This window comes from Candidatus Phyllobacterium onerii, assembly GCF_028331445.1.
GTDB lineage: Bacteria > Pseudomonadota > Alphaproteobacteria > Rhizobiales > Rhizobiaceae > Phyllobacterium > Phyllobacterium onerii.
In genome coordinates this window covers 348,272-375,101 of sequence record NZ_JAQMHX010000001.1, presented here as the reverse complement: position 1 = coordinate 375,101, position 26,830 = coordinate 348,272, and the positions used below count along the sequence as shown (strand labels likewise).

Annotated in this window: 30 protein-coding genes; 8 read left to right on the top strand and 22 right to left on the bottom strand. The window is 58.1% G+C overall.

What is annotated here, in order from left to right:
* Nucleotides 1-41 precede the first annotated feature (41 nt).
* Together PHA01_RS01830 and PHA01_RS01825 are read right to left on the bottom strand one after the other, a co-directional pair.
* Nucleotides 42-902 carry a DUF2182 domain-containing protein gene (locus PHA01_RS01830; RefSeq protein ID WP_271892951.1) on the bottom strand — a complete coding sequence of 287 codons (861 nt, stop codon included), beginning with the start codon at nt 900-902 and terminating at the stop codon, nt 42-44.
* An 8-nt stretch (nt 903-910) separates the two neighbouring features.
* Complete coding sequence (locus PHA01_RS01825; protein ID WP_271892950.1) at nt 911-1,543, bottom strand: DUF1326 domain-containing protein; 633 nt, start codon at nt 1,541-1,543, stop codon at nt 911-913.
* A gap of 248 nt (nt 1,544-1,791) precedes the next feature.
* On the opposite strand from PHA01_RS01825, the gene PHA01_RS01820 reads away from it, so the two are divergent.
* Nucleotides 1,792-2,475, top strand: coding sequence for a hypothetical protein (locus tag PHA01_RS01820; RefSeq protein WP_271892949.1), 684 nt, complete (start codon nt 1,792-1,794; stop codon nt 2,473-2,475).
* Between the two features lie 6 nt (nt 2,476-2,481).
* Here PHA01_RS01820 and PHA01_RS01815 read toward each other — a convergent pair whose 3' ends face one another.
* Nucleotides 2,482-3,378 carry a LysR family transcriptional regulator gene (locus tag PHA01_RS01815; protein ID WP_271892948.1) on the bottom strand — a complete coding sequence of 299 codons (897 nt, stop codon included), beginning with the start codon at nt 3,376-3,378 and terminating at the stop codon, nt 2,482-2,484.
* A 267-nt stretch (nt 3,379-3,645) separates the two neighbouring features.
* On the opposite strand from PHA01_RS01815, the gene PHA01_RS01810 reads away from it, so the two are divergent.
* Both PHA01_RS01810 and PHA01_RS01805 read left to right on the top strand, forming a co-directional pair.
* A complete protein-coding gene (locus PHA01_RS01810; protein ID WP_271892947.1) occupies nt 3,646-4,380 on the top strand; it encodes an SDR family NAD(P)-dependent oxidoreductase in 735 nt (244 codons plus the stop codon).
* Between the two features lie 138 nt (nt 4,381-4,518).
* Entirely contained in the window at nt 4,519-5,118 is a 600-nt protein-coding gene (locus PHA01_RS01805; RefSeq protein WP_417020888.1) for an NADPH-dependent F420 reductase, read from the top strand.
* 72 nt (nt 5,119-5,190) lie between these two features.
* On the opposite strand, the gene guaA is transcribed toward PHA01_RS01805, so the two are convergent.
* The 7 genes from guaA to katA form a co-directional block, all read right to left on the bottom strand.
* Nucleotides 5,191-6,753, bottom strand: coding sequence for a glutamine-hydrolyzing GMP synthase (guaA, locus tag PHA01_RS01800; RefSeq protein ID WP_271892945.1), 1,563 nt, complete (start codon nt 6,751-6,753; stop codon nt 5,191-5,193).
* Between the two features lie 211 nt (nt 6,754-6,964).
* Nucleotides 6,965-7,291 carry an endonuclease domain-containing protein gene (locus PHA01_RS01795; RefSeq protein ID WP_334311995.1) on the bottom strand — a complete coding sequence of 109 codons (327 nt, stop codon included), beginning with the start codon at nt 7,289-7,291 and terminating at the stop codon, nt 6,965-6,967.
* Nucleotides 7,292-7,428: 137 nt separating this feature from the next.
* A complete protein-coding gene (locus PHA01_RS01790; protein ID WP_271892944.1) occupies nt 7,429-7,632 on the bottom strand; it encodes a type II toxin-antitoxin system HicB family antitoxin in 204 nt (67 codons plus the stop codon).
* 45 nt (nt 7,633-7,677) lie between these two features.
* A complete protein-coding gene (locus tag PHA01_RS01785; protein WP_271893904.1) occupies nt 7,678-8,316 on the bottom strand; it encodes a 5'-methylthioadenosine/S-adenosylhomocysteine nucleosidase in 639 nt (212 codons plus the stop codon).
* A 1-nt stretch (nt 8,317) separates the two neighbouring features.
* Nucleotides 8,318-8,773, bottom strand: coding sequence for a TspO/MBR family protein (locus PHA01_RS01780; protein WP_271892943.1), 456 nt, complete (start codon nt 8,771-8,773; stop codon nt 8,318-8,320).
* Between the two features lie 42 nt (nt 8,774-8,815).
* A complete protein-coding gene (locus PHA01_RS01775) occupies nt 8,816-10,105 on the bottom strand; it encodes an RsmB/NOP family class I SAM-dependent RNA methyltransferase (RefSeq protein WP_271893903.1) in 1,290 nt (429 codons plus the stop codon).
* Between the two features lie 247 nt (nt 10,106-10,352).
* Nucleotides 10,353-11,849, bottom strand: a complete 1,497-nt coding sequence (gene katA / locus PHA01_RS01770; RefSeq protein ID WP_271892942.1) for a catalase KatA — start codon at nt 11,847-11,849, stop codon at nt 10,353-10,355.
* Nucleotides 11,850-11,990: 141 nt separating this feature from the next.
* Between katA and PHA01_RS01765 the strand changes: the two genes are divergently transcribed.
* On the top strand, nt 11,991-12,920 hold the full coding sequence (locus tag PHA01_RS01765) for a hydrogen peroxide-inducible genes activator (protein ID WP_271892940.1): 930 nt from the start codon (nt 11,991-11,993) through the stop codon (nt 12,918-12,920).
* On the opposite strand, the gene PHA01_RS01760 is transcribed toward PHA01_RS01765, so the two are convergent.
* On the bottom strand, nt 12,917-13,342 hold the full coding sequence (locus PHA01_RS01760; RefSeq protein ID WP_271892939.1) for an MAPEG family protein: 426 nt from the start codon (nt 13,340-13,342) through the stop codon (nt 12,917-12,919). The genes PHA01_RS01765 and PHA01_RS01760 overlap by 4 nt on opposite strands.
* Before the next feature lie 19 nt (nt 13,343-13,361).
* Nucleotides 13,362-14,288, bottom strand: coding sequence for a LysR family transcriptional regulator (locus PHA01_RS01755; RefSeq protein ID WP_271892938.1), 927 nt, complete (start codon nt 14,286-14,288; stop codon nt 13,362-13,364).
* 105 nt (nt 14,289-14,393) lie between these two features.
* On the opposite strand from PHA01_RS01755, the gene PHA01_RS01750 reads away from it, so the two are divergent.
* Nucleotides 14,394-15,443: an SDR family oxidoreductase gene (locus tag PHA01_RS01750; protein WP_271892936.1), complete on the top strand. Its 1,050-nt coding sequence runs from the start codon at nt 14,394-14,396 to the stop codon at nt 15,441-15,443.
* 14 nt (nt 15,444-15,457) lie between these two features.
* Here PHA01_RS01750 and PHA01_RS01745 read toward each other — a convergent pair whose 3' ends face one another.
* The 4 genes from PHA01_RS01745 to guaB form a co-directional block, all read right to left on the bottom strand.
* The gene (locus PHA01_RS01745) at nt 15,458-15,853 is read right to left on the bottom strand and encodes a type II toxin-antitoxin system VapC family toxin (protein ID WP_271892934.1); all 396 of its coding nucleotides are present in this window, start codon (nt 15,851-15,853) and stop codon (nt 15,458-15,460) included.
* A 32-nt stretch (nt 15,854-15,885) separates the two neighbouring features.
* Nucleotides 15,886-16,128 (bottom strand): type II toxin-antitoxin system VapB family antitoxin, encoded by a 243-nt coding sequence (locus PHA01_RS01740; RefSeq protein ID WP_271892933.1) that lies wholly within the window; start codon nt 16,126-16,128, stop codon nt 15,886-15,888.
* Between the two features lie 74 nt (nt 16,129-16,202).
* Nucleotides 16,203-16,742, bottom strand: a complete 540-nt coding sequence (locus PHA01_RS01735) for a DinB family protein (RefSeq protein WP_271892932.1) — start codon at nt 16,740-16,742, stop codon at nt 16,203-16,205.
* 119 nt (nt 16,743-16,861) lie between these two features.
* The gene (gene guaB / locus PHA01_RS01730) at nt 16,862-18,367 is read right to left on the bottom strand and encodes an IMP dehydrogenase (RefSeq protein WP_114428360.1); all 1,506 of its coding nucleotides are present in this window, start codon (nt 18,365-18,367) and stop codon (nt 16,862-16,864) included.
* A 310-nt stretch (nt 18,368-18,677) separates the two neighbouring features.
* Between guaB and PHA01_RS01725 the strand changes: the two genes are divergently transcribed.
* Complete coding sequence (locus tag PHA01_RS01725; RefSeq protein WP_271892930.1) at nt 18,678-20,006, top strand: chloride channel protein; 1,329 nt, start codon at nt 18,678-18,680, stop codon at nt 20,004-20,006.
* Here the strand turns inward: PHA01_RS01725 and PHA01_RS01720 are convergent.
* Nucleotides 19,991-20,974 carry an MBL fold metallo-hydrolase gene (locus tag PHA01_RS01720; RefSeq protein ID WP_271892929.1) on the bottom strand — a complete coding sequence of 328 codons (984 nt, stop codon included), beginning with the start codon at nt 20,972-20,974 and terminating at the stop codon, nt 19,991-19,993. The two genes, PHA01_RS01725 and PHA01_RS01720, sit on opposite strands and share 16 nt — an antisense overlap.
* Before the next feature lie 219 nt (nt 20,975-21,193).
* Here PHA01_RS01720 and PHA01_RS01715 point away from each other — a divergent pair, with 219 nt between their 5' ends.
* On the top strand, nt 21,194-22,597 hold the full coding sequence (locus PHA01_RS01715) for a DHA2 family efflux MFS transporter permease subunit (RefSeq protein WP_271892927.1): 1,404 nt from the start codon (nt 21,194-21,196) through the stop codon (nt 22,595-22,597).
* A 5-nt stretch (nt 22,598-22,602) separates the two neighbouring features.
* Here the strand turns inward: PHA01_RS01715 and PHA01_RS01710 are convergent, their stop codons facing one another.
* The 5 genes from PHA01_RS01710 to PHA01_RS01690 form a co-directional block, all read right to left on the bottom strand.
* On the bottom strand, nt 22,603-22,872 hold the full coding sequence (locus PHA01_RS01710; RefSeq protein ID WP_271893902.1) for a type II toxin-antitoxin system RelE family toxin: 270 nt from the start codon (nt 22,870-22,872) through the stop codon (nt 22,603-22,605).
* Nucleotides 22,856-23,083: a type II toxin-antitoxin system RelB family antitoxin gene (relB, locus tag PHA01_RS01705; protein WP_224512386.1), complete on the bottom strand. Its 228-nt coding sequence runs from the start codon at nt 23,081-23,083 to the stop codon at nt 22,856-22,858. The genes PHA01_RS01710 and relB overlap by 17 nt, the downstream gene beginning before the upstream one ends.
* A gap of 84 nt (nt 23,084-23,167) precedes the next feature.
* A complete protein-coding gene (locus tag PHA01_RS01700; RefSeq protein ID WP_271892926.1) occupies nt 23,168-23,896 on the bottom strand; it encodes an RlmE family RNA methyltransferase in 729 nt (242 codons plus the stop codon).
* Nucleotides 23,897-23,915: 19 nt separating this feature from the next.
* The gene (locus PHA01_RS01695) at nt 23,916-25,358 is read right to left on the bottom strand and encodes a Ppx/GppA phosphatase family protein (RefSeq protein ID WP_271892923.1); all 1,443 of its coding nucleotides are present in this window, start codon (nt 25,356-25,358) and stop codon (nt 23,916-23,918) included.
* A gap of 179 nt (nt 25,359-25,537) precedes the next feature.
* Nucleotides 25,538-26,452, bottom strand: a complete 915-nt coding sequence (locus PHA01_RS01690) for an NAD-dependent epimerase/dehydratase family protein (RefSeq protein ID WP_271892922.1) — start codon at nt 26,450-26,452, stop codon at nt 25,538-25,540.
* Nucleotides 26,453-26,623: 171 nt separating this feature from the next.
* Here PHA01_RS01690 and PHA01_RS01685 point away from each other — a divergent pair, with 171 nt between their 5' ends.
* Nucleotides 26,624-26,791, top strand: coding sequence for a hypothetical protein (locus PHA01_RS01685; protein WP_271892921.1), 168 nt, complete (start codon nt 26,624-26,626; stop codon nt 26,789-26,791).
* The last annotated feature ends 39 nt before the right edge of the window (nt 26,792-26,830 follow it).

The following is a 26,830-nucleotide window of genomic DNA, read 5'->3' as shown; positions in this document are numbered from 1 at the left end:
AGAACCTTGTAATACGGTTGCGGCAGGATGTTGCCCGGTCATCAGATGATAAGCGTCGCGCTGCCCCAGGCGATCAAGGCGATTCCGGCGGCGCGACCAACCCATTGGCCGGCAGGAAACACCTTTTCAACCAGCACCAGAACGGCAAGCGCGGCGATCCACACCAAATTCATCACCCCACCAACGAACAACAGCGCCATCAGCATCCAGCAGCATCCGACACAAAAGGCCCCGTGCAGTACGCCCAAACGCAGCGCGCCAAGCGCGTGGGGACGCCAGTGGCTGGAAAGGAATGCCGTCGGCGCCCGGCAATGCGACAGGCAGGCGCTCTTGAGCGGCGACAATTGATACAGGCCCGCGGCGATTAGGACGATACCCGAAAGCCAGCGGCTCTGCGAACTCATCGTCGTTGAGACGAATGCCTCGCGTTCGAGCAGCCAGTGCAGGCCGGCTGCCACAATGGAGAATCCCAGCCAGACCAGGAGGTAGCCCGCCATAAATACGCCGGTGGGCGCCAGCTTGTCCTGGATCTGACCCTGCGTGAGCGCCTGACGGTGCACGCGCGCATAGAGCAGGACAGTCGGCGCGGCGCTCGGCGACATCATGGCGACCATCATGATCCACCACATGGCGATCATCAGCGTCCAGATTGGCATCCCCCAGATCCGAGGTTCCGCCTCCATGGCCATCCCGCTCATATCCATGCCCGGCATGTCGGAGGTCGTGTCGCCGGTTTGCAAGTGTGGGAACAATGCGAGCCTCGACATCTCCCACGCATTCATGTCGAGCCCTGCACCCGCGACTATATAAAGCCAGGCCAGCAGGCACAGTATCACCAGACCCGCGATCGTGATGAGCCGATCGCGTCTGAGCAGGCGTTCGAGGGGCGACGCGCTGTCCATGCGGCGCGTCAGGCTCGCACGACCCCTTGATTGTTGAGATGCAACCGCGCGAACTGGCCGTAGCTGTCCTTCATGGCCACCTGAACCGGCCCGGTGGTGCTGCTCGAAGCGCTACCAATCTCGGCGACCGCATATTCGAAGCCGTTCGGCAACACGATCTGAGCGCGCGAGTCGGCGCCGGTCACCTTGTTGCGGATCGGTTCGCCTGCCGTTTCGATGTAGTCCTTGACGAAAATGCGGCCCCTGCGGCCGTCGATGTCGAGTTCGAGGTCGATCTTCGTGAAAACCGGATCATTCATTTTTGTCACGGTTGAGGCGTAGACGGCGAACATCGTCGCGAACGGGTCGGTGTCCTGGCCAGTCATGATGCGCAGCAGCGCTTCCCGCTGCCGGTCGGTTGCGCGCTCATCGACGAAAGCGATGGCTTCGCCGTTGCCTTCGTGGATGGCGCCGGGCCACTTGAAGATTGCAGCAAGCCGCAGGCCGTCGAGAACCGTCTCGCCATGGTGACCTTCATCGATCTGGATGCCCGCAACGGCATGGCAATGGCCCTTGTCGGGCAGTGCATTGAATTGACAGTTGCAGCCATACTCGCAGGTGCAATTGACGAGTTCGCGTCCCTTGATCTCCCAAGAAGTCATGCTGTCCTCCCTGATCTCGAAATATCAAACAACCATCATACACCTGTGCCAGCAGCGCCGCCATCCCGCCGCGCCATGGAGGACGGCAGCCCAACACGCTTTCTCGCCGGTCCAGGGGCCGCCCGCCGCCCAACGCGCATTTGGACAGAAACAGGAGCTTGACCACCACCCCAGACCGGAACATACATAAAGGCGGGTCAATTCTCGGCGGAAATGCCGGGGCAGTTCTCGGTGGGTAATCAACAGACATGATATCCGAAGCGAGCACGACTCGCCGCCCAAACACCACTGGTCTGCGGCGATTCCTGGATCTCCAGCAGCAGCGCGATTGGATGCACGGCAAGACGATCCTGCGCGATGCCGACGAGCGCTCGGAGTCCCTGGAACTGCGTCTCAGATACGTTGCGCGATTTGAGAAGCTGCTAACCCGACCGCAGGCGCAAGAGGTCCTGGAGATTCTCGGGCGCTACGGCCGCGACTGCATCCCGATCCCGCGCCGGACCGAGCGGTATTACTGGTCGGTTTCCTGTCTGCCGTCGACTCCGGGCAAGGCGCTCGTTCGCGTCAATGCGAGCTGGATGGAGCTCTTCTCGCTCTATGCCGACGACGGGGACATCCGCGCGCTATTCCTGGTGCACCTTTCCGATTTCACCACCGACCATTCACTCGATCAGGGCCGGGTGGACGAAGCGTTCCTCGAGCGCTGTGTCATGACGCCGGAAGACGTCAGCTATTTCTTCCCCCGCGGCGAGGATATTTTCGGCATCAAGGTCCGCGGTCACTCCTCGATCGGCAAATTCCTCGCGGCGCCCCGTGCGTTGCAGGCGATCCGGGCGTTCAACCTGACGCACATGAACCGGGGCCGGAACGCCTATCAGGCGAGCCACTGCTACAGCCTGGCGGATCACATGCTGCGTGGTCCTATGCGCTGAGCGGCGTCAGTCGCGCGATATGGACAGCCCCGCGAGAAGCGGAGCATACGCGACGAGCCTGCGGGATACGAACTCCGTAAAGAGCCGCACGCGCTTCGTCTTGCGTGTCTCCCCCTGTGTGAGAAGCCAGAGCGTTCCGTACATGTGCAGCTCGGTGCCCGGCACCCTCACGAGTAGGGGGTCGGCATCTCCGACGAAGCACGGCAGTGTCGTGATCCCGAGCCCTTGCCGTACAGCAACGATCTGCGCCCCGGCGTCCGTGGTCCTGAATGGAACCCCCGTGGTGCGAACCTCACCCTCGCTGGCCCAATCCGGAATTCCATGAATGCTTATGACGATCCACCGGATGGGATCAGGCGCGCCCGCACGCCATGCGGCTAGTCGGTCGCGGGACATGTAGACGCCGCCGAACAGCTCCGGTCCCTTCAGGCCGTGAAGGTTGAGCGGCAGGGTTTTGCGGTCGTAGACGACGCGGATCGCCACGTCAGCCTCCCGGTTGGTCAGATTTGCCAGATCGCCAGACGACAAGATTTCCATCTCGATGTCCGGATGCAGACGGGCGAAATCGGCGAAATCCGGCATGAGGAGGTGTGTCGCGAGGGGCGGAGCCAACGTCACCCGCAGAAGCCCGCGAACGCTCTGGTCGCGACCGAAGACGCGCGTCTCGAGCTGGTGCGACGACGCTTCCATCTGGTTCGCGAGCTCGAGGACCTCCTCACCCGCAGCCGTCAGGCGGTAGCCCGAAGGCAGCTTTTCGAACATCTGCGACCCGAGGCGTTCCTCGAGCTGTGCGATGCGCCGCAGCACTGTGGTGTGGTTCACACCAAGGCCCTCGGCGGCGGCCCGGACTGAGCCTCCGCGCGCCACGGCAAGAAAATAGCGAATGTCATCCCAGTCGATCATGGTGCAATCCTGCACCGCGCGGTGCGCCTTCCAAAGCCCGTATCTAACGCATCGTACAGCAGTGCGAGCCGCCATCATAGCTTATGTCGACGAACGCGGCTCAATTCCGAACGGCGAACGCCGATCGTCGCGGCTGGCGTCAATCGTCCAGCCGGATCGATTTTGCACCACCGATGTGCGCGTTTCCGCACTCCACAACTGACGCCGGCGGACCCATTTCGAGGTTCTCGGAGGCAGACGCTGTCCGATACGACGAAAGGAGAAGTCATGGGAAAGCTTGAAGGTAAGGTTGCAGTCATCACGGGCGGATCGAGCGGCATGGCGCTGGCGAGCGCCAAGCGGTTCGTTGAAGAAGGCGCCTATGTTTTCATCACGGGCCGTCGGCAGGAAGCGCTCGACGAGGCCGTCAGGTTGATTGGCCGGAACGTGACCGGCGTGCGCGGCGACGCGGCCAATCTCGACGACCTCGACCATCTGTTCGACACGGTCAAGCGGGAAAAGGGCAGGATCGACGTCCTGTACGCAAGCGCCGGCATGGGCGAAGCCGTCCCACTGGGCGAGATCACCGAGCAGCACTTCGATGCGGCCTTCAACCTGAATGCGCGCGGCACGCTGTTTACGGTTCAGAAGGCGTTGCCGCTGTTCAACGATGGCGGATCCATCTTCATGACCGGGTCAGTTGCTTCGCTCAAAGGTTTTCCTGGTTACAGCGTTTATGCGGCGAGCAAGGCGACGTTGCACGCATTCGCGCGCGGTTGGCTCAATGAGCTGAAGGGCAGGAATATCCGGGTGAACGTGCTGCACCCGGGGCCAATCGCCACACCGATGCAGGACCAAGTCCTCACCGAGGAGGCGAAGCAGATGTTCGAATCCCTGATCCCGCGGGGAACGATGGGGCGTCCTGAGGAAATTGCAGCGGCCGCGCTGTTTCTTGCTTCGGACGATTCAAGCTTCGTGAATGGAGTGGAATTGTCTGTCGACGGCGGCTTCTCGGCCATCTGAAATCGCGTCGGAAGTAGCTGACCGTCCGGCCGCGCGGAAGTCGTTCACGGCAGGACGTCTACCCAAAGGTCGCCACACGGATAACCCAGCGCCGTTGAAGGCCGGGGAATCAATATCAACACAAATCGGAGAAGTATCATGAGCTATGCGATTGTAGGATTCGGTAAGATAGGCCAGGCTCTCGCCCACGCCTTCGCCCGTAAAAATATCAAGGTGGCCGTCGCGAGCCGCCGGCCACCCGAGGCGGTGGCGCCGCAGGCTCGGGCCATTGGGCCCACGGTCGTCGCCAAGTCGCTGCGGGATGCACTCGAGGCCGACACAATCATCTTGGCGGTCCCGTTCGGGGAGCATCGCGAGGTTGCGAAGGCCCTGCCGAGTTGGGAAGGCAAGACAGTCATCGACGCGACGAACGCGTTTCCAGTCCCTGAAGAGCTGAACGGCCTCCCGTCCTCCGCCTTCGTTGCGAAGGCGTTCACCGGCGCCAAGCTCGTCAAAGGTTTCAATCACTTGATTGCGGCCACCCTGGCTGCCGATCCGATCGTCGAGGGCGGGCACCGGGTCGTCTTTCTGTCGAGCGACGATGAAGACGCGATCGCTCCCGTGGCGGATTTGGCCAAACAACTCGGGTTCGCACCCGTCAAGCTGGGAAAGCTCAACGAGGGTGGCGCGCTGGTGCACGCACGCGGCCGCACCTGGGGCCAGCTCATCTTCCAGGATTTGTTCAAGAAGGAGCAGTAATCGATCTACGATCGTGTGATCGACGCCGAGAACTGGTCGCGCGCTAGAGCAGCGCGCGACCGAATACTCCCTTCACTCCCACTCGATCGTACCGGGCGGCTTTGAAGTGACGTCGTAGACAACGCGATTGATGCCCTTGACTTCATTGATGATGCGCGTTGCGGCCTGACCAAGAAAACTCATGTCATAGTGGTAAAAATCGGCGGTCATGCCATCGACCGAGGTCACAGCACGCAGGGCGCAGACGAACTCGTAGGTACGGCCATCGCCCATGACGCCTACGGTCTGCACCGGGAGCAGCACGGCGAAGGCCTGCCAGATGACATCGTAGAGACCGGCCTTGCGGATCTCGTCGAGATAAACCGCGTCGGCCTCGCGCAGGATTTCCAGCTTCTCACGCGTGATGCCGCCCGGGCAGCGTATCGCGAGACCCGGTCCCGGGAAGGGATGCCGACCGATGAAATGGTCCGGCAAGCCAAGCTCCTTGCCGAGCACCCGCACTTCATCCTTGAAGAGTTCGCGCAGCGGCTCGACCAGCTTCATGTTCATGCGTTCGGGAAGGCCGCCGACATTGTGGTGCGATTTGATCGTCACCGACGGTCCGCCGGTGAACGACACGCTTTCGATCACGTCGGGGTAGAGCGTGCCCTGTGCAAGGAAATCAGCACCGCCAAGCTTTTTGGCTTCCTCTTCAAAGACTTCGATGAAAAGCCTGCCAATCGTCTTGCGCTTCTTCTCGGGGTCGGATTCGCCCTCGAGTGCGTTGATGAAACGATCCTGCGCATTCACGAGAATCAATGGCAGATTATAATGCTCGCGGAACATCTGGACGACATCGGCGGCTTCGTTCTTGCGCATCAGGCCGTGGTCGACGAGGATGCAGGTCAGCTGGTCGCCAACCGCTTCATGGATCAGCAGGGCCGCAACAGAAGAGTCGACACCGCCGGACAAAGCACAGATGACTTTCTTGTCGCCAACCTGCTTGCGGATGAGATCGACCGCCTTTTCACGGTAGGCCGACATCGACCAGTCGCCTTCAATTCCGGCAATGCGATGGACGAAGTTTTCCAGAAGCTTAGCCCCGTCCGGTGTGTGCACCACTTCCGGGTGGAACTGGACGGCGTAATATTTTTTGGCCTCGTTGGCGATCGCCGCGAAGGGCGCACCCGTGGAAGTGCCGACGACCTTGAAGCCATCGGGTATCTCCATAACCTTGTCGCCATGGCTCATCCACACCTGATGGCGTGTGCCCTTGGCCCAAACGTCATCGAACAGCGCGCATTCTTCCTGAATGTCGAGAAAGGCGCGGCCGAATTCGCGGTGATGCCCGGCTTCGACCTTACCGCCGAGCTGGGCGCACATGGTCTGTTCACCGTAGCATATACCGAGAACCGGGATATTTGCGTCGAAGACTTCCTGCGGTGCGCGCGGACTGCCGATATCAACAGTGGAGTGCGGACTACCCGAGAGGATGACTGCTTTCGGGTTGATGCGGTGGAAGGCTTCGCCTGCGGACTGGAACGGAACGATCTCGGAATAGACGCCAGCTTCACGCACGCGCCGTGCAATCAGCTGCGTCACCTGACTGCCGAAATCGACGATGAGGACTGTATCTGGATGAGTGGGTGTGTTCATGGCGGGCCTTTAAAGCAAATGTCGAGTCGGCGCAATGGGTTACTGGCGCCTACGACGAAAGTGATTCCGATCGTTCACAGGATGGATGAAGAGGGTTGTCCTCAACGTCAATGAGGATTATCTCCCCCCTTGCGGGGGAGAAAGCGATTTCAGCATCTTAGCTCATGCTAAGTGCTAGAAATCGCAAGAGAGGGGATATGATTTATTCTCTCTATTCGTTCAATGCTTCACGCAAAATGTGTGAACAGACACCGTCTAGATTGTTTGTCACCTCATCGTTCCAAAAACGCAGGGTCCTGAATCTCAGACGTGCGAAATGCAGATCGCGCTTGATATCTGCGTTGGAAGACGAGTGCTGGCAACCATCGAGCTCAATGATGAGCCTGGCTTCCAGACAGACAAAATCGAGGATACAATTTTCAAGGGGAAACTGGCGCTTGAACTTCAAACCGCCCAATTGCTTGTTGCGGATTGCCTGCCACAACGTATTCTCGCCCTGTGTCGCATCCTGGCGCATATGGCGCGCAAACGTGCGGATCCTTGGTGTTACCTCACGACGTATGTTTGCCTCCTGAAAATCCCCTCTCTTGCGATGTCTAGCACTTAGAAAGAGCTAAGATGCTGAAATCGCTTTCTCCCCCGCAAGGGGGGGAGATAATCGCATCGGCTTTTGCACTAATCCGCGCTTTCCGCGAGCTTGGCACAAAATGCAAAATAATCTTCAAGGGATTCAGCAAAAGCTTGCCTCAGGTCAGACGCTGACGATGCCTGAAACGTGATCACGTCACGTAAATCGATAGTCTCGCCATGAAAAACATTGGCGCGTTCGTCGAACTCGATAATGGCATCGTGGCCGTCGCAATGCATCCTCGTCATCATTCGATTATGCAGCAATATCATACGTCGAGAAATAGGTCCAAAGTATCAAATAGAGATACTGCCAGCCTCAATCGCTGCAGTCATCGCTTCGACCGCGACTGCCAGTTTTTCATCGATGACGTGCAGATATTCCTTCCAGTCATCCACATGGCGAAGGTCCGCCGAACCATCTGAAATGCCGCGCAAGCCGATGAGCGGCAGCTCGAAGCGCTGGCACGCGCGCAACACGGCGAAGGTTTCCATCTCCACCATATCCGCATCGATCTGATCGTAGGCGCTGCCGGAGACGATGTTGGCTCCGGTCGACAGGGAAGCTTCCTTCACACCGGGTATGCGATAGCCAAGCGGGACCACAATCGGCAAATTCAGAAAGGGAGTTGCGCCTTTTTTGAACCCAAGCGCGGAAGCATCCATGTCGCGGTACGAAACGCTGGTGACCTGGTAAACTTCTGTCTGTTCGAGCGTGCGCGAACCGGCTGAACCTAACGACACGACGAGGTCTGGCAGCGCACCATTTACCGCAAGGCTCGCCAGCGTTGCCGACACGCTTACCGCTGCCTCCACCGGACCCACGCCGGTAATCAGCGGTGTAAAAAGCCGCTGCAGATGCAGCCCGTATTCCGCGTCGACGGCCATGACAAAGAGGACATTTTTTCCGCCGATCATTGTTACATCCTCGAACACATCAGCCTGCATTGAGCCTCCAAAGCGACACATTGAGAAGCGACGCGAAGGCCACCCACAACAGGTAAGGCACGAACAAAAGCGCCGATACCGGTTCAGAACTCCACGTCAACTTGATGAAGCCGATGATGGTTATCAGTAGTAGTACGATGACGATGAGCGCAAGACCCATCTGCTGGAAGCCGAAAAATGCCGGCGACCAGAGAAAGTTCAGCGCCAGTTGCGCCCACCAGAACTCCTGGGGTACGCTCAATCCACGATCCCACACCCGCCACCCGGCGATGGCTATGAGGATGTAGAGGATTGTCCATACCGGAGCAAAAATCCAGTTCGGTGGATTGAAGGAAGGTTTGACGAGACCGGCGTACCATTCGCCGGGAAGAGTGATGTAGCCAATGGCGAGACCGCCGCCGATAACCAATACGAGAAACAACAGAAGCGCTTGAGAACGGGACATGCATATCCTCTCTTCAACGAAGGTCGCAGCCCGTTTGTAGCTTTATTTTTCCCGCCTGAGAACTGAAATGAAGAAGCCATCGGTTGATGTGGATAGCGGAGAAAGGATTGCTGTTGCATCCTTGAAAAGCGGTTTCAATTGGGACTGAGCGGAGACCGCCTGCTCCCATAAAGGCTGCGTATCGACGGCACTGTATTCGCGGTTGGCATCAAGAAAGGCTGCGACCTGGTCGCCGTTTTCTGGCGCGAACAGCGAACAGGTTATGTAGACCAGCCGGCCGCCCGGTTTCACGTAAGCCTTCGCCGCATCCAAAACCTCGCGCTGCTCCACTTCGCGGCGCTCGAGCTGCTGCTCGCTGAGGCGCCACTTCGCGTCGGGCCTGCGCCGCCACGTGCCTGAACCCGTGCAAGGCGCATCGACCAGAACCATATCCATCTGGCCTTCGAGCGGGGAAAGATCACCGACATTGGCATGGGCCTGCGCATTGCGCACCCCTGCCCGCTTCAGCCGGTCGAAAATGGGTGCAAGGCGGGCGCGCTCGGCATCATACGCATGGATCTGCCCCTTGTTGCCCATCTCTGCCGCGAGCGCCAGGGTCTTGCCACCCGCCCCGGCGCAGTAATCGAGCACCTGTTCGCCAGCCTTGGCGTTTGAGAGTTTCGCCGCGAGCTGCGAGCCCAGATCCTGCACTTCGAACAGACCCCGCTGAAAGGCGGGTTCCGCCTGCACATTCGGGTGGCGGCCCATGGCGCGCAGCGGCGGGACGCGCACTGCAGTTTCCAGCAAGGGCGCGGGATTGGCGCGGGCACGCGCGAGTTCCTTCAAGACCTTGTCGCGATCGGCTTTGAGCGTATTGACCCGCAGGTCGACCGGCGGGCGGTCGCTGAGGGCTGCCGCTTCCTCGACCCATTTGTCGCCGAAGATTGCCTGGAAATGCGGAATGCACCATGCCGGAACATCGGCGCGAACATGATCCGGTGCGGAGTTGAGATCGCGGTCAGCCCAGACCGCCAGGCGTTCGGCTTCCAGCGGTTCCGGCGCGAATTTATCGCCTTCGAGAGCGACATTGATATCCTCGATGTCGAGTTCCGCATCGGAAAGCAGGACACCAAAGGCGATATGACGCGCTGCGTCGCTATCCATGCGCCAGGCAAGCGACAGTTTCCGCCTGAGGGCATCATAGACGATATTGCCGATGACCGCGCGATCGCCCGCACCGGCAAAGCGGTGCGATAATCCCCAATCCTTCAGGGCGTCGGAAGCCGGCCGCTTGCGATTTTCAATATCGTCCAGAACTTCGATTGCCGCCTGCAGGCGTCCACCAAGTCGCATATGCATTCCTTCATCTTATCAAGAGTGTCGCATACATGGGCCCGGCAAGAAAAGAAAGCCGGAGCGTGAACTCCGGCTTTCTGATCGTTGGGAATAGCGCTAACGGTGCCGCTTCTTACCCTCCCCCTTGTGGGGAGGGAGGCTGCGTTAGCAGCAGGTAGGGGTTATTGGTCAAAAAAAGAAAGACCCCTCCCCGTCGCTTTGCTCCGCCCCTCCCCACAAGGGGAGTGTAAGGAACGTCGAGTATTTACTCGGCAGCGACGCCTTTTTCTTCCTGCGAGATAGTGCTCGCCTCGTAACCGTGCGCTTCCTTCAATGCCGCGCGAACACCGGCCTCGTATTCCGGATGGACACGCTGGAAATGCACAAGCTGCCGTTCGATGATTGCCCCCGGCACGCCATCCATCGCCGCAGCGATGTTGGAGAACAGGCGCGAGCGCTGACCGGCGTCGAACAGGTTGAACAAGGCCGTCACCTGGCCGTAATCGTCATTGCCGATACGGTGGTTGTAGCGGTCCGCATCACCCGAAAGCTTCAACGGCGGCTCTTTTGCCGAAGGCTGTTCGACAGCACCGGAGAAGCTGTTCGGCTCGTAATAGGCGTCGACATTGCCGGACTTCTGGCCGAAGAAATTCATCTGGCCATCCTTGTGGTAATTGTGGACCGGGCATTTCGGCTGGTTGACGGGGAGCGCTTCATAATGCGTGCCGAGGCGATAGCGATGCGCATCTGCATAGGAGAAGACGCGGGCTTGCAACATCTTGTCCGGCGAATGACCGATGCCGGGCACGACATTCGAGGGCGAGAACGCGGCCTGCTCGATTTCGGCGAAATAGTTGTCGGCATTGCGGTTGAGTTCCATGACACCGATTTCGAGTGGCGGGAATTCACCATGCGGCCAGACCTTGGTCAGGTCGAACGGATTGTATGAGGTTTGTTCCGCCTGCGTCTCGGTCATGATCTGGACCTGGACAGTCCATTTCGGGAACTCGCCGCGCTCGATGCCGCCGAACAGCTCTTCCTGATAGGTTTCGCGCGACTTGCCGATGAGCGTTTCGGCCTCGGCATTGGTGTAGAACTTGTGACCCTGCTGCGTCTTGAAGTGGAACTTCACCCAGACGCGCTCGCCGGCATCGTTCCAAAACGAATACGTATGCGAGCCGTAGCCGTTCATGTACATCGGCGCGACGGGCAGGCCGCGGTCCGACATGAGGATCGTGACTTGATGCAGGCTTTCCGGCGACAGCGACCAGAAATCCCACATGGCAGTGGTGGAACGCATATTGGTGCGCGGATGACGCTTCTGCGTGTGGATGAAATCGGGGAACTTCAGCGGATCGCGGACGAAGAAGACCGGCGTGTTGTTGCCGACGAGATCCCAATTGCCTTCGCTGGTGTAGAACTTCAGCGCAAAGCCGCGAACGTCACGCTCGGCATCGGCTGCGCCAAGTTCACCGGCAACCGTGGAAAAACGCAGAAGCAGCGGCGTTTCGGTACCCGGCTGCAAAGCCTTGGCCTTGGTGTATTTGGAAATGTCGCCGGTGATTTTCAGTGTGCCGAACGCGCCCCAGCCCTTGGCGTGAACAACACGCTCAGGGATGCGCTCGCGATTCTGATGCGCGAGCTTTTCCAGGAGCTGATAGTCGTCCAGCAGAACCGGACCGCGCTCGCCGGCGGTTCTGGAATTCTGGTTGTCGGATACCGGTGCACCGGCGGTTGTCGTCAATGTTGGACGGTCAGCCATTGGCTTCTCCTCGAATCTCGCGTTTTGACAATAGGAACCGCAGGCGCGCTAGCGCTGCCGCGTTCTCAACCGCACCATAGAACCTTTCTAATCATAGTTTCCAATTGATTTTAGAATGATTATTGATAGGATTTACTTATCATGTTTTCAGTTCGCCAAATGCGCTATTTCGACATTCTCGCCAACACGCTGCATTTCCGCAAAGCTGCGGAGATGGCACGCATATCTCAGCCTGCCCTCTCGGCGCAGATCGCGGAAATGGAACTGCTCCTCGGAGCCACGCTGTTTGAGCGGACGCGGCGGACGGTCGTGCTCACCGAGATGGGTAGGCGTCTGCTGCCGCGCATACGCGGCATTCTCGATGAAATTCGCTCGCTTGAGGAACTTGCGGGACAAAGGCGTGGCACCTTGAGGGGGCGGCTGCGGCTTGGCATTATTCCGACGATTGCACCTTATCTGCTGCCGCTGCTGATCCCGGATCTCCGCGAGACCTATCCAGAACTTGCGATCGAACTGCGTGAAGCCGTTACCTCGAAGCTCGTCGAGGATCTGCGCCTTGGCGATCTGGACGCCATCATCGCTGCCCTACCGATAGAAGGCGAAGGTACGGTCGCCAAACCGCTGTTTCGCGATCGCTTCCTCATCGCAACATCGAACAATGACATCGACGTTCTCACCTCGCCCATGACTCAGGAAGACGTCGCGCTTGAGCGGTTGCTTCTGCTGGAGGAGGGTCATTGCCTGCGCGATCAGGCGCTGGCCGTGTGCAGCAATGTGAAGCAACGCCAATTGGTCAACTATGGCGCGACCAGCATGGCGACGTTGCTGCAGATGGTCGGCCATGGCATGGGACTGACGCTGATCCCCGAGATTGCCGTGCGCACCGAAGCCGGCCGCAATAACGTCCGCATCGTCGCTTTTGCCGATCCGGAACCTTCACGCGAAATCGGCTTGATCTGGCGCAAGCAGAGCGAGCGGCGCGAGGACTTCGAAGCGCTGGCGATTACAATCGTCGATTGCAGCCGCCGGTTGATGATTTCGGCGGATGAACTGGACGATCTTGCCGCTTAAACCACAGGTGGGACAGCGAGATGCAACGCCAGCATGACCCACAACGCCCCATTGAGGATAAAGCCGAGGACGAAGATCGGCTGGCGAAGGGCAAGCCGGTTGGATGTTATGTGCACACAGGTGTGGACCGCTCGCATTGCGACAAAACACCAGGCGATGATTACGGCAAGCAATGTGGCGCCGTTGACGGCATAGAGCGCCAGGCAGACGACATAGAACAGCATCGGCAATTCGTAGAGATTGATCAAGTTGCGAACCGTCGCAACGCTGGCCTCCGGCTCTTTCAACGGCAGCTTGAAATCCCTTGCGCTGGCCTGGCCGCTGAGAACTGCTTGCCGACGGCGAAGCATAAGGACGGCATAGACACAATAAATAAGAAAAGTCAGCGCGATCATTGGCCAGAAAATTGCGGTTTGTGACATGGTCCCTCCTGCTGTTCGTTTATACGTTCTTTTCAGGGATGCGATTTGTGCGCAAGCCCGGTATTGCCTGCAGACTGGTTGCCAGATGGTCGATAAAGGCGCGAACCTTGCGCGGCAGGAAGCGAGCAGTCGCATAGACCACGTGCACATCCATCGACGCATAGGCATAATCGCGAAGAATCCGAACGAGCTTGCCCGAATCAAGCAGTGGCTGGATCAGCGGGACTTGCGCCCCGCCAATGCCGAGACCAGCGCACAGTGCTTCATTCAGGACAAAGGCATTGTTGGCAAGGAACGTAGAGCGGATTGGCGCTACGAGAGCGCCACCAGGGCCGATCAGGGGAATCGATTCGCCCTGTGGTGACCATGCGAACCGGATGTAGCGATGCTGGATAAGTTCGTCCGGTGTCCGGGGCTTGCCGTGGGCAGCGATATAATCCGGCGAAGCCACGAGTATGCGTTCGAATGTGGCAAGTTTTCTGGCAATAAGATCGGAGGATTTCAGATCGCCGAAGCGGATCGCAACATCAACGCCTTCTGCAATCAGATCTGCAAAGCGGTCATCGAGGACAAGTTCAATCGTAAGGTCAGGATGCAGGCGCTGAAACTCGATGATTATGGGTGAAAGATGCATCTGGCCAAAACCGACAGGACCATGAATACGAAGGTTTCCGCGCAGCGTCGTGGATAATTCGCCAGCGCTCTCTTCCGCCTCGTCCACCGCCTGCAGGATTTGCCGTGCATGCTGATAATAGGTTTCGCCAGCTTCGGTAAGCGCGAGCTGGCGCGTAGATCTGTGAAACAGACGCACGTCCAGATGCCGCTCCAAAGCTGCCACCTGCTGGCTGACCGCCGGCTGAGTCAGGCCAAGTTCGCGCGCCGCCGCGGATAAAGTGCCAAGCTCCGCAACACGGACAAACGTCTTCATCGCAGCGAATCTATCCATTATTACCTCAAAGGATTGCTTATGAATGTTATCATTTTTTGACTACTACGCAAAGTTGCATGAATGAATCATATCTGTTTCAGAATCTGAAACGGAGATTTTGAAATGACCAAAAAAGCGGTTGTTGTTGGTGCCAATGGCATCATCGGTGGCAATCTGATTTCGCACCTTGTCGAATTGGGCGACTGGGAAATTATTGGCCTGTCGCGCCGCGGCGGTGCCCGAACCGGGAAAGTCAGCCACATTGCGGTCGACCTGCTCGACATAGCGGAGGCCAAAGCGAAACTCGCACATCTCACCGACGTGACCCATGTCTTTTACGCGGCCTATCAAGACCGGCCGAGTTGGGGCGAGCTTGTGCCGCCAAACCTCGCCATGCTGATGAATGCGGTCAACGCAATCGAGCCAATCGCGCCCGAGCTCGAACACATCAGCCTGATGCAGGGTTACAAGGTCTATGGCGCGCATCTTGGCCCATTCAAGACACCGGCGCGCGAGACCGATGCCAACCACATGCCGCCGGAATTCAACATCGATCAGCAGGATTTTTTGGAGGCATTACAGAAGGGAAAGAGCTGGACGTGGTCGGCATTACGGCCGTCGGTCGTCGTGGGCTTTGCGCTCGGCAATCCCATGAACCTTGCTTCGGTGATCGCCGTCTATGCCTCGATGTCGAAAGAACTCGGCATTCCGCTGCGCTTTCCCGGTAAACCCGGCGCCTATGACAGTTTGCTGGAAATGACGGATGCCGGGCTTTTGGCGCGGGCAACGGTGTTTATCGCAACGAACCCGCACTGTGGCAATCAAGCGTTCAACATCAACAACGGCGATCTTTTCCGCTGGAGCGAGATGTGGCCGAAGATTGCGCGGTTTTTCAATCTGGAGGTCGCGCCGCCGCTACCGATGTCGCTGAACGTCGTCATGGCGGACAAGGAAGATTTATGGAATCGCATGATCGAGAAGCATGGTCTTGCCAGGACACCCTACAAAGATGTGTCGTCCTGGGGCTTCGGCGATGCGGTCTTTGGCTGGGATTATGATTTCTTTGCCGATGGCTCCCGGCTGCGGCGGGCCGGGTTCCATGAATATGTCGATACGGAGGAGATGTTCATGCGTGTCTTCCGCGACCTTCGGGAACGGAAGATCATTCCATGACAGGTCAACGTTAATCAGGCGGGATCAATGTCAGTCTGCGGAAAATCATTGCCGTTGTAGAGCAAGGGCATTCCGTAAAAGCGGGCGCAGGCATAGGCGAAACAGTCGCCAAAGTTGAGATTTGCTGGATGACGGCCCTTGCCGTAGCGATCAAAAGCTTCAAGCGCGAGAAAAGCCCCCTGCGGTGGTATTCCCACCAACTCGATCGCTGCCAACTCCAAAAAATCCTGAACGGCGGGCGTGGCTGTCTCAATCGGAAGGTTCAGGATTCGAGCTATATTGACTGCGGTCTCCCACACGGCAGCTGGAGAGGTTACACGCTGGGGTGACGTCTCCATTTTTGTAGCGAGGGAACGAGCATCGCTCTCGCCGGTCATCATCGATACCATCGCCGAAGCATCTATGAACATGACGTCAACCGAGCAGGCAAGTATACAAGAAGTTAGTCATACAAACTGTCCCGAAATTGCTTGTCTGCCGGGAGCCCTTTTTCCACATTTCCTTTGCGTCTCAACTCCCGGGCGAAATCGGACACAATATCAGCCAAGCTGAGTTGCGCGTTCTGCTCATCCAAAGCACGCTGCAAAGCTTTCTTCACTGCTTCGGTCTTGGAGGTGGCCTTAATCGCAGCTTGATAGCGGCGAGCCAGCTCATCGATCCTGTCGTCTTTAATATAAAGCGGCATGGTATATCCCAATAATTATATTCTCGATATAATGTAGAGGATATACCACTCGACATCAATAGGCTAGACCGGCGCTAAGCGGTGTAAGGCTCGCCCTGGCGTCGTTGTCTGTCGTAGTTCAGAAAGAATTCGTCGAGTTGCGGCGGCGGAACATTGGTGCCTGCCAGCATGGCATGCGCCTGCCCGCGGTGATGGATCTGGTGCACAAAAAGGTGCGATAGCAAGAGGTAGATCGGCTCTTGCGAAGTGTCCCCAGTCCCCCATGTGATCGATACGATCTTGTCGAGGTCTTCGGGCTCGATATCGTCACAGAAGCCGATGAGGCTGCTATCGAACTCCGTCTGCGCCTGCTTCAGGTCGGACGCTTTGGGATAGGGTATATCGCCGACGAGGCCGATATTCCTGCGTCCTTTGCCGATCATATCGGCCATGTAAATGTGATCGACGATAAGATTATGGTTCAGCGTCAACTGGATGGACGGGAAGAAGCTGGTACGCTCTTGAGCAAACTCGGCGTCGGTAAGTTGCTCACATGCAGTGAGCAGCCGGAAATTCGACCAGGCGCTGTTGCGCGCCATGGCCGAGAAGTGATTGCGAAGGGCTATATCAGACATTGCCCTTCCCTTTTGGATCAGAGCATTTCTGTTTTTCTTCGAAATACGGAAATGCTCTGTCCTTTTGTTTTGACGCAACTCCGGACGGAAAACCGGTTCCCACTTTTCCTGGAATTGCTTTAGTTGCCGCCCGGATAGTTTGGGCTCTCGCGGGTGATCGTGACGTCATGGGTGTGGCTTTCGCGCAGACCTGCATTGGTGATGCGAACGAATGTAGCCTTTTCGCGGAATTCTTCCAAATTTTTTGCACCGACATAGCCCATGGATGCTCGGAGACCGCCAGCAAGCTGGTGCAGGACACCTGAAACCGGACCCTTATAGGCAACCTGGCCTTCGATGCCTTCCGGAACCAGCTTCAGTTCGTCACGCACTTCCGCCTGGAAGTAGCGATCAGCCGATCCCCGCGCCATGGCGCCGACAGAGCCCATGCCGCGATAGGCCTTGAACGAGCGGCCCTGATAAAGATAGACCTCGCCGGGGCTTTCTTCCGTACCCGCAAGTGCCGAACCTGCCATGGCAGCAGATGCACCAGCGGCAAGCGCCTTGGCGAAATCACCAGAATATTTGATGCCGCCGTCGGCGATGACTGGCACATTCGACTTATGTGCCGCTTCGACTGCAGACATGATTGCGGAAAGCTGTGGTACGCCGACACCGGCGACGATCCGCGTGGTGCAGATCGAACCCGGTCCAATACCGACCTTGACCGCATCGGCGCCCGCATCGATCAGCGCCTGTGTCCCCGCGGCAGTGGCGACATTTCCGGCAATGATACGCACGGCATTCGACATCTTCTTGGCGCGGGTAACCGCATCGAGGACGCGCTGCGAATGGCCATGGGCGGTATCGATGACGAGAACGTCAACGCCTGCAGCAATAAGCCGCTCGGCCCGCTCGAAACCATCTTCACCGACGCTGGATGCGGCGGCTACACGAAGCCGGCCTTGCGCATCTTTGGCGGCGTTCGGGTTAAGCCGCGACTTCTCCATGTCCTTGACCGTGATCAGGCCAACGCAATAACCCTTGTCGTCAACGACAAGCAGTTTTTCGATGCGATGCTGATGCAAGAGGCGCTTTGCCTCTTCGTGCTGGACGTTGTTCTCGCGCACGGTGATCAGGTTTTCGCGCGTCATCAGTTCGTAGATTTTTTGGGCGGGATCGGAGGCAAAGCGCACATCGCGGTTGGTGAGGATGCCGACAAGGCGACCCGGCTTGCGGCTGCCCTCACCAGAGTTTTCGACCACAGGAATGCCGGAGATGCCATGGGCGCGCATCAATGCCTGCGCATCTGCAAGTGTCGCGTCCGGCCCTATGGTGACGGGATTGACGACCATGCCGGATTCGAACTTCTTGACCTGGCGGACTTCCTCGGCCTGCAATTCAGGTGTCAGATTGCGGTGAATGACGCCCATGCCGCCAGCCTGTGCCATGGCGATAGCGAGGCGCGATTCGGTAACCGTATCCATTGCCGCTGACAGCAACGGCAGATTGAGCTCGATATCGGGTGCGATGCGGGTGCGAATGTCGGTCTGGCCGGGCATAACCTCGGAGTGACCTGGCTGGAGCAGGACATCATCAAATGTCAGTGCGAGTGCGCCTGTCGCAGATTCAACGATTTTTGCCATGACCAATTTCCTTGCAATACGGGTAATACGACTAAAGGGCGCACCACGGTGGTGGAGCGCCGATCAAGTTCTGTTCAAGTGAATTGGCACGGGCTGGTAACATGGATATGTCGGTTTGAAAAGGCGAAAATTGTCGCGTGCCACAATCTCTGGCGCTTCGGGAGCACTACAGCGCATAATATTGTAGCTCCGAGGCCGATTACCGCAAATCTCCATTTGTCTGGCGAACCACGCCATCACATGCTAGGCAAAGATCTCCGAGAATGGTCATGCAGGACTGGTTGTGCGTCCGAACTATCGTCGAAACTCCATGCTCCGGCGTTCGCAAGCGATGTGGGGCAATGCGCGCGTCTGGCGCCCACGGTTGGTATTCTGGGCAGGCGCGCTCGCCATAGGCGTCGTGAGTGTCGGCTTTGCCGAGCTTGCCGACATCGCACAGCATATGTTCAAGCAGGTGACCGGGATAGCGGGCTGGACCGCCTATCTTCCGCTGGTCATCACTCCCGCGGGCTTCGCGCTGAGCGCCTATCTGGCGATAACCTTATTTCCGAATTCCCAAGGCAGCGGAATCCCGCAGGCCATCGCCGCCCGGCACCTGACCGATGACGATGACCGCGAACGGCTTCTCTCGCTCAAGATGGCCGCCGGGAAGATACTATTGACGGTGCTCGGTCTGTTGTCCGGAGCCTCCATCGGACGCGAGGGCCCGACCGTGCAGGTGGGGGCTTCACTCATGTTGCAGGCAGCACGCGTCGGCGGCATGGCTCATGCGCGCGGACTTATCCTCGCGGGCTCGGCCGCAGGCGTTGCCGCAGCCTTCAACACACCGCTTGCAGGCATAGTCTTTGCAATCGAAGAAATGGGCCGGTCCTATCAATCCCGCGCCAACGGGCTGGTGCTGACGACGGTGATCCTGTCCGGTCTCGCAGCGAGCGCCCTTGCCGGCAAATACACCTATTTTGGCGAGACGACGGCGAGTGCCGCATTTTCCGACTGGCTTCTCGTCATTCTATGCGGAATCGGTGGTGGCGCATTCGGAGCGATCTTCAGTGCAGCAGCACTCCAAGCGTCGCGCCGGGTAAGACGTTGGGCGGGAACCCAACCGATGCGCCGATTATTGCTTCTCGCGACGGGATGCGGTCTGGCAGTTGCCGTGGTTGGTATCCTCTCCGGCGGGATGACTTTCGGCACAGGTTATGAACAGGCGCGATACGCCGTCGAAGGCAATGCCCTGCCGTGGTACTACTTTCTCGCGAAGCTCATCGCCGGCCTCCTGTCTATGATATCGGGCATTCCGGGAGGCATATTTGCTCCATCGCTTTCGGTGGGCGCAGGCTTTGGCAGCGCAGTCGGCCAATTGCTCGGCAGCAGTATCGGGCTGGCGGCTATTCTCGGCATGGCAGGGTATTTCGCTGGCGTGGTCCAAGCCCCGATGACGGCCTTCGTCATCATTCTCGAAATGACGGGCAGCCACGACAGCATCATTGCGCTCATGTGCACGGCAATGCTCGGCTATGGTACCGCGCGCATCATCTCGCACGAGCCGTTATATCACGCGCTGTCGCGTGTGTTCATCGCCGACGCGATACGGCGCCGGCGCGCCGAGGGTGCGCAAGCCGCTGGTCAGACGTCGAATTGATAGGTTGCCGGCACGAATCGATAACCCGTTTCCTGCTTTTCGACAAAACCCACACCAGGGAATGGCATGTGGTAGCCAATGAACGGTACCTTGTCGGCCGCTATCATGTCGAACACCTTCTTGCGTGTTGCCGCGCCCATGGCCTTGTCGGTGTCGAAGGCAACTTCCCAATCGGGCCGCTGCAACGAGGCGACGTAATGATTGGCTGTGTCAGCGGTCAGGACAAGATGCTTGCCGGCTGATTCGACGTGGAAAATCATGTGGCCAGGCGTATGGCCATACGCCGCTTCGCTGGTGATGCCAGGGACTACCGCATCGCCCGCCTTGATGAAGGTGAACTTTTCGGCGAGCGGCTTGACCTTGGCATTGACAGCCTTGGCATTGCCTTCCGCCGGAGTGCCGGTGCGCGCCGCGTCCGTCCAGAAGTCATACTCAATCTGCCCGCCCACGTAACGCGCGTTGGGAAAGCCGGGTGTTTCACCATTCATCAGGCCGCCGATGTGGTCGCCGTGCATGTGGGTGATGACGACAAGCGTCACCTGATCAGGTGTGTAACCCGCGCCTTTCATATTCGCTTCCAGTTGACCAAGACCGTTTTCGCGGCCGCCGGCACCAAATCCTGTGTCGACGAGCACCAGTTCAGATCCGGTATTTATGAGAACCGGCGTGAAGCCGTTGACGAATTTCGTTTCGGGCAGGAAATTGGCGCGCATCAGCTCGGCGACTGCCTCCTGGCTCTGATTGGCGCCGAAGGTTGGAAATGGACCATCGCCGGGGCGAAGCCCGTCAAGCAAGGTGGTAATCTCGAAATCGCCCAGCTTGAAACGTTTGAAGCCGGGTGACTTGATGTCCGATTGTGGAACAGCCGCCTCCGCAATGTCAGAAACCATCTGCGACATTGCCAATCCGCCGGCCATGGCGCTTGATGCGAGAAAAAGGTTGCGGCGGGAAATCTCGAATGCAGACATAGGACTATCTCCTTGAGGCAACAATATAAACGCGGCAACGTCGGCGTCGCCGCTCCGTTCCTGCTGAATAGACCAAAAATCGTCGCGTCTGGATCACTTCTGATTGATCGCCGCTTGAGCCCCGGCATCGCGAGTGCTATCGGAACTCGCAAGGCCCCCGAGTCTCATAAAACGAGATTCACCGCCTGCTTTCTCACCTCCTGAGAACTGGAATTCAACTTGAACCGTATCGTTCCGCTCGTCCTCGCCGTCGCCCTTTTCATGGAGAACATGGACTCCACCGTTATCGCGACGTCGCTGCCAGCGATCGCCGCTGATATCGGCACCAGTCCGATCGCTTTAAAACTGGCACTGACCGCATACCTCGTCTCGCTCGCGGTCTTCATTCCAGTCAGTGGCTGGATGGCCGACAGGTTCGGTGCCAAGAACGTTTTCCGCGCCGCGATCATTGTATTCGTCGTCGGATCCATCGCCTGCGCCGCCTCGGGCTCGCTCCTCGAATTCGTTCTATCGCGCTTCCTGCAAGGTGTAGGCGGCGCGATGATGACACCTGTCGGCCGTCTCGTGCTGGTGCGTTCGACGCCGCGCAATGAACTCGTCAGCGCCATGGCATGGCTGACGATGCCGGCGCTCGTCGGCCCGCTGATCGGGCCACCCGTTGGCGGTTTCCTGACGACCTATTTCAGCTGGCACTGGATTTTCCTGATCAACGTTCCGATCGGCGTCCTCGGAATCATCATCGCCACCCGCTATCTGCCGTCGATCGAAACTCTGGTGCAGCGGCCGCTGGACATTCCAGGTTTCTTTTTAAGCGGCATCGCCGCCTCGGGCATAGTCTTCGGCCTCTCCGTCGTCAGTCTTCCAGCGCTACCGACATGGGTGGGCATAGCGACGCTTCTGACCGGCATCGTTTCCGCTGTTCTTTATCTTGTCCATGCGCGCCGAACCGCGGAGCCGTTGCTTTCTCTCAATCTTCTGGACAATCCGATATTCAGAGCAGCAATCGTCGGCGGCAGCCTGTTCCGCATTGGCGTCGGGGCAATCCCGTTCCTGCTGCCGTTGATGCTTCAGATCGGCTTCGGCCTGACGCCATTTCAATCCGGAATGATCACCTTCGTATCGGCACTCGGCGCCATGAGCATGAAGCTTGTTACAAAATGGTTCTACCGCAAAACCGGCTTCCGCAATTCGCTGATGTATGGCTCGTTCGTCGCCGCGATATTCGTCGCGGTCAACGGGTTCTTCACGCCGGAAACGCCCTATTGGCTGATGATCCTGCTGCTTCTCGTGGGTGGATTTTTCCGTTCGCTGTTCTTTACAGGTACAAACGCTCTCGCCTATGCGGATATCCCCAACGAGCAGACGAGCCAGGCAACGCCGATCAGTTCAGTCGCCCAGCAGATTTCGATCGCGCTTGGTGTGGCCGTTGCTGGCGGCATTCTCGAGATTACAACCAAGATACACGGCGGGCCGCTGCAGCTCTCCGATTTCCATATCGCCTTCTTTATCGTGGCGGCAATTTCGGGTCTGGCGTGCCTGTCGTTCAGGGGTCTGCAGCCTGACGCGGGTTCAGAGGTTTCAGGTCACCGGCCGCTGATCAAGGTTGCTGCGCCGGCAGAATAGCCTTGTCAGTCGTAGATCTCGCTACGATGGCCGATCCCTACCACCAGAACAATCAACTTATGGTCCTGCAGCTCACAAATTATTCTATAATTTCCAACTCGATACCGCCAAAAATCTCCAAGGGTCGAGCCCTGCAGGGCCTTGCCGCTCTGTCTTGGATTGTCGAGGATGGCAATTCGGTCTCGCAAATAGTTGCGAATTCGCTTGGCTTCCGGTCGCCCAAGTTTTCGTAGTTGCGTTAAAGCCGCTTCATCGAATTCAATCGTCCAGACCAAGTTCACGCCCCACCTCTTCGAGCGTGTAAGTGCGGCTTTCGCCATTTCTCAGCCGACGCACAGCCTGTTCAGCCTGGTAGAGGTCTTCCAGATCATCCAGATGTTCTTCGATTGCCTCGCGAATATAGTATGCTTTGGTCCGTCCCGTTCGGGCAGCAAGCGCATCGAGCCTATCCTCGATTTCAGCGGGTAGACGTATCGAGGTTGGCATAGTGAACTCCGTTGAGATACATGTATCTCAATATGACAGAGAGCCAGAATGGTTTCAAGTGCAGGCAGTCGTTGTAAGAACGAGCTAATCGAGTTGCTCCCGGTCATCAGGTAACCCCTTGAAGTCCCTCGCCAGCAAATAAAGCTCGACGGATTCCGCACGTGACGCTGGGGGCTTCACGTGGTGGACGGACTTGAAATGCTTTTTCAGCAATGTGAGCACTTCATTTTCAGTCCCGCCCTGAAACGTCTTGGTGAGAAAGTGCCCGCCGGGTCGCAGAACAGAGACGGCAAAGTCCGCGGCGACTTCGCAAAGGTGGGTTGTGCGTATGTGATCGGTACGGCGGTGGCCGGTGGTCGGCGCAGCCATGTCCGACAGGACGATATCCGGTTGGCCGCCCAGTGCTTCCATGAGCCTGTCCGGCGCTGCGTCATCGAGAAAATCCATCTCAAGCAAGGTGACGCCCGGCAATGGATCGATATGCAGGTAGTCGATGCCAACGACAGTTGGAACGTCATCCGGGGAGCCCACGATCGAAGCCGCGATCTGGCTCCAGCCACCGGGTGCGGCGCCAAGATCGATAATGCGCTGACCTTTCTTGAGGATTTTGTAGCGGTCATTGATCTCGATCAGTTTATAGGCGGCACGCGAACGATAGCCGTCCGCCTTGGAGCGCTGCACATAAGGATCGTTGATATGACGCTCGAGCCAACGGCGCGACGATTCCTTGATCGTGCCGGCCTTCTTCTTGATCTTGGTATGAAGACCGCGCGTGCCTGTGCCGCCGCGTCCCCCTGTCGTCGTCTTAGCCATAAGGGCCCCTATTCCTGGGTCATGCGGTTGCACGCAACCAGCGATTGCGCCACGCGCCATCACGCGACATGAGTTCAGTCAAAATACCTTCGCGCAGCCCGCGATCGGCCACGCGCAGTTTCTGGCTGGGCCAGACGTTGCGGATAGCATCGAGGATGGCACAACCGGCAAGAACGAGATCGGCGCGATCAGCGCCAATGCACGGATTGGCAACCCGTTCATCGAAGCTCCACGACAGGAGCTTGCTGGTCATTTCGGTGACGTCATCGTTCTGCATCCAGATACCATCGATACGGCGGCGATCATAGCGCTCGAGACCGAGATGAATACCGGCGAGCGTCGTGACCGTGCCGGACGTGCCGAGCAGATGAAAGTTCTGGCTCTTGACGAGATCGCCGAGCTTGTGACGCTCGGAGAAATCGTTGATCAATTCGGCAACATGATCGACCATGACCGCGAAATTGTCGGTGGTCACATCACGCCCGCCAAAGCGTTCGGCCAAAGTGACCACGCCGACGGGAAGCGATGTCCAGGCAATGATATGTTCTGCAAGCCGCGGCGAGCGACGCTCGGAAACATCGATCAGTGCAATCTCCGAGGAACCACCGCCGATATCGAACAGCACGACAGCGTCGGTTTCACGCTCGACCAGCGTGCCACAGCCGGATACGGCAAGACGAGCTTCGGTCTGGCGATTGATAATCTCGAGCTCGAGGCCGGTTTCGCTTTTCACCCGCGCCAAGAACTCCTCGCCGTTTGACGCCTGACGGCAGGCTTCGGTGGCGATAAGCCGGGCGCGGCGCACATCATGGCTCTCAAGTTTGTCGCGACAGATCTTCAGCGCCTCGATAGCGCGATCCATGGCGTTGTCGTTCAGGCGCCCCGTCGCGCCGAGGCCTTCGCCGAGGCGGACGATACGGGAGAAGGCATCGACGACGCGAAACTGGCCCGGACGCGTGGGCGACGCCACAAGCAATCGGCAATTGTTGGTGCCAAGATCGAGTGCGGCATAGAGCGGTCCTCCGAAATGCCTGGATGGGAGCCGCTGCGTGGCTTGAACCGGGGCTGCCGGAGACGGCTTTACTGTCACTACGGGCGGTATCGCATCGACAGGTTTGATCCCGGCGCGGCCTCGACGACGAAAGCGATTGGGCCGCCGCTTCTTGGCGGCTTTGGCCGGAATATTGGCAGGCGGAATCGAAACGCTCGAGACAACGACTGGCTCGGTCGAAGCAGGCGCCTGTTTCGACTTGCCGCGCTTTCTGCGGCGCGCACGTTTCTTGTGGTTCTTATCGAAGCGTCCTTCCAGGGAATCGGATTGGCTTTCCTGCCTGTGATGTGCAGGATCCCCATGCGGTCCGGGCCCATTCTTGGTGGGACCTTTAGTGCCGTTGAGCACCATGTCACCACCAGACGCCCCTCCATTCGGCGCGATTGGCGCGCCTCTCTCGGGGTCTTTCAAAGTCTTATCCTTCGAGCGCCGCGCGAACCCATAAGGACGCAAGCAGGACGCTTTTCAATTAACGTTGGATACAATGTAACATCATTTGCCGAATATCCAAGAGACCATTTGATATCTCTGTCGCGACGGGCTTGGCGCGCTCATGGGCCCCTGGAGCCTTGTGCACGAGGCTCCAGGGGTCAGGATAGTTCCGCAATGTGCCCCGCAGGATTGTCGACAGCCTTCCAGCCAGTCGATTGGAGCTTGGCCGAACTTGCAATCAAGTCACCGTTCAGCGTTTTCCAGCGATCGCCCTGGCCTGTTATTTGTGCCGCAATGTTTAATATCCACGGAGGGCATGAAAACAACCCAGGATTGCGGCCACGCCGGCGTCGTATGGCGGCCAGTATCTGCGGTACCGTTACTGGATTTCTGTCCGATACAATGAATGTGCCATGATCGGTTTTCGGTTCGTTCAGACTGTGGATGATGGCGCGGCAAAGAGCAGCGCGATCGAGCAAGGATCGTTGACCGGCCAAAGACTTCAGCGGTAACGGGAAAGGCAATGCCGCTAGTTTCACGAGCATCGCCATATTACCCTTCACACCCGCGCCATAAACGAGCACGGGACGCAGGACCGTATAGTTTCCCCGTTTCATCGCCGAGGCGATTTCGGCCTCGGCTGCAAGCTTGGCCCGACCGTAGTCATCGGTTGGTTGCGGCAGATCGCTTTCCAACGCGACACCCTCGTGAACGCTCGCACATTGCGCACGGATCGAGGAGACAAAGACAAACTTGCCCGAGATGGTTTTATGCGCAGCCTGGGCAAGCTTTGCCGCCAGAACGCAGTTTACTGCGTGATAGGTGTGCGCGGCGTTGACCAACTGGGTGTGAGCGATAGCCGCCAGATGCACGACATGAGCGACATTCTCGAGGATGCGCTCGAATGCTTCGACAGGCTCGTCCGGTGCAGGCAGCCGTACAATTTCCGTGTTCGAACCGTGGGCGTTTCGCGTAGCACTGATCACTCGATAGCCGGACGCTTCCAGTTGCCTGACCAATTCCACACCGATGAAACCCGAGGCTCCCGTCACGAGAACAACGCCCGCTACCATATGATTGAATCCTTCCAACAGTTATCACTCATATCAACAGAGACGTTTCCACATCAATGCGGCTTCGGGGACTAAATCGAAAGGACTAATCGGGAGCAATAGGGCTCGTAGCATACCTATGATAAGCGATGGAACAGGGACCGCGATCACTATCGTTATGGAGTAACGCCTATGCGTCAGCCCGATTTTCAGCCGCTTGAGACAAAAGACTTCCTGATATTGGCCGCGATCATGGTGGCCATTCTTTGGGGATGTTGGGAAGCTGGAACGATACTGGCCAACTCAAGCAATCCAAGTGGCCATCAGTCCGGCATCATCCAGGATCACCTGAACGCCTGATCGGGGCCTTTCCACGTCCGGATCGTTGGACGCAGACCA

Coding starts and splice junctions, on each gene's coding strand:
- PHA01_RS01765 (WP_271892940.1), top strand. CDS start 11,991: ATGTTTTCAGTTCGCCAAATGCGCTATTTCGACATTCTCGCCAACACG.
- PHA01_RS01700 (WP_271892926.1), bottom strand. CDS start 23,896: ATGGCTAAGACGACGACAGGGGGACGCGGCGGCACAGGCACGCGCGGT.
- PHA01_RS01755 (WP_271892938.1), bottom strand. CDS start 14,288: ATGGATAGATTCGCTGCGATGAAGACGTTTGTCCGTGTTGCGGAGCTT.
- PHA01_RS01740 (WP_271892933.1), bottom strand. CDS start 16,128: ATGCCGCTTTATATTAAAGACGACAGGATCGATGAGCTGGCTCGCCGC.
- guaB (WP_114428360.1), bottom strand. CDS start 18,367: ATGGCAAAAATCGTTGAATCTGCGACAGGCGCACTCGCACTGACATTT.
- PHA01_RS01685 (WP_271892921.1), top strand. CDS start 26,624: ATGCGTCAGCCCGATTTTCAGCCGCTTGAGACAAAAGACTTCCTGATA.
- PHA01_RS01790 (WP_271892944.1), bottom strand. CDS start 7,632: ATGATGACGAGGATGCATTGCGACGGCCACGATGCCATTATCGAGTTC.
- PHA01_RS01720 (WP_271892929.1), bottom strand. CDS start 20,974: ATGTCTGCATTCGAGATTTCCCGCCGCAACCTTTTTCTCGCATCAAGC.
- PHA01_RS01830 (WP_271892951.1), bottom strand. CDS start 902: ATGGACAGCGCGTCGCCCCTCGAACGCCTGCTCAGACGCGATCGGCTC.
- PHA01_RS01810 (WP_271892947.1), top strand. CDS start 3,646: ATGGGAAAGCTTGAAGGTAAGGTTGCAGTCATCACGGGCGGATCGAGC.
- PHA01_RS01735 (WP_271892932.1), bottom strand. CDS start 16,742: ATGTCTGATATAGCCCTTCGCAATCACTTCTCGGCCATGGCGCGCAAC.
- PHA01_RS01760 (WP_271892939.1), bottom strand. CDS start 13,342: ATGTCACAAACCGCAATTTTCTGGCCAATGATCGCGCTGACTTTTCTT.
- PHA01_RS01750 (WP_271892936.1), top strand. CDS start 14,394: ATGACCAAAAAAGCGGTTGTTGTTGGTGCCAATGGCATCATCGGTGGC.
- PHA01_RS01775 (WP_271893903.1), bottom strand. CDS start 10,105: ATGCGACTTGGTGGACGCCTGCAGGCGGCAATCGAAGTTCTGGACGAT.
- PHA01_RS01690 (WP_271892922.1), bottom strand. CDS start 26,452: ATGGTAGCGGGCGTTGTTCTCGTGACGGGAGCCTCGGGTTTCATCGGT.
- guaA (WP_271892945.1), bottom strand. CDS start 6,753: ATGAACACACCCACTCATCCAGATACAGTCCTCATCGTCGATTTCGGC.
- PHA01_RS01725 (WP_271892930.1), top strand. CDS start 18,678: ATGCTCCGGCGTTCGCAAGCGATGTGGGGCAATGCGCGCGTCTGGCGC.
- PHA01_RS01780 (WP_271892943.1), bottom strand. CDS start 8,773: ATGTCCCGTTCTCAAGCGCTTCTGTTGTTTCTCGTATTGGTTATCGGC.
- PHA01_RS01815 (WP_271892948.1), bottom strand. CDS start 3,378: ATGATCGACTGGGATGACATTCGCTATTTTCTTGCCGTGGCGCGCGGA.
- katA (WP_271892942.1), bottom strand. CDS start 11,849: ATGGCTGACCGTCCAACATTGACGACAACCGCCGGTGCACCGGTATCC.
- PHA01_RS01745 (WP_271892934.1), bottom strand. CDS start 15,853: ATGTTCATAGATGCTTCGGCGATGGTATCGATGATGACCGGCGAGAGC.
- PHA01_RS01820 (WP_271892949.1), top strand. CDS start 1,792: ATGATATCCGAAGCGAGCACGACTCGCCGCCCAAACACCACTGGTCTG.
- PHA01_RS01825 (WP_271892950.1), bottom strand. CDS start 1,543: ATGACTTCTTGGGAGATCAAGGGACGCGAACTCGTCAATTGCACCTGC.
- relB (WP_224512386.1), bottom strand. CDS start 23,083: ATGCCAACCTCGATACGTCTACCCGCTGAAATCGAGGATAGGCTCGAT.
- PHA01_RS01805 (WP_417020888.1), top strand. CDS start 4,519: ATGAGCTATGCGATTGTAGGATTCGGTAAGATAGGCCAGGCTCTCGCC.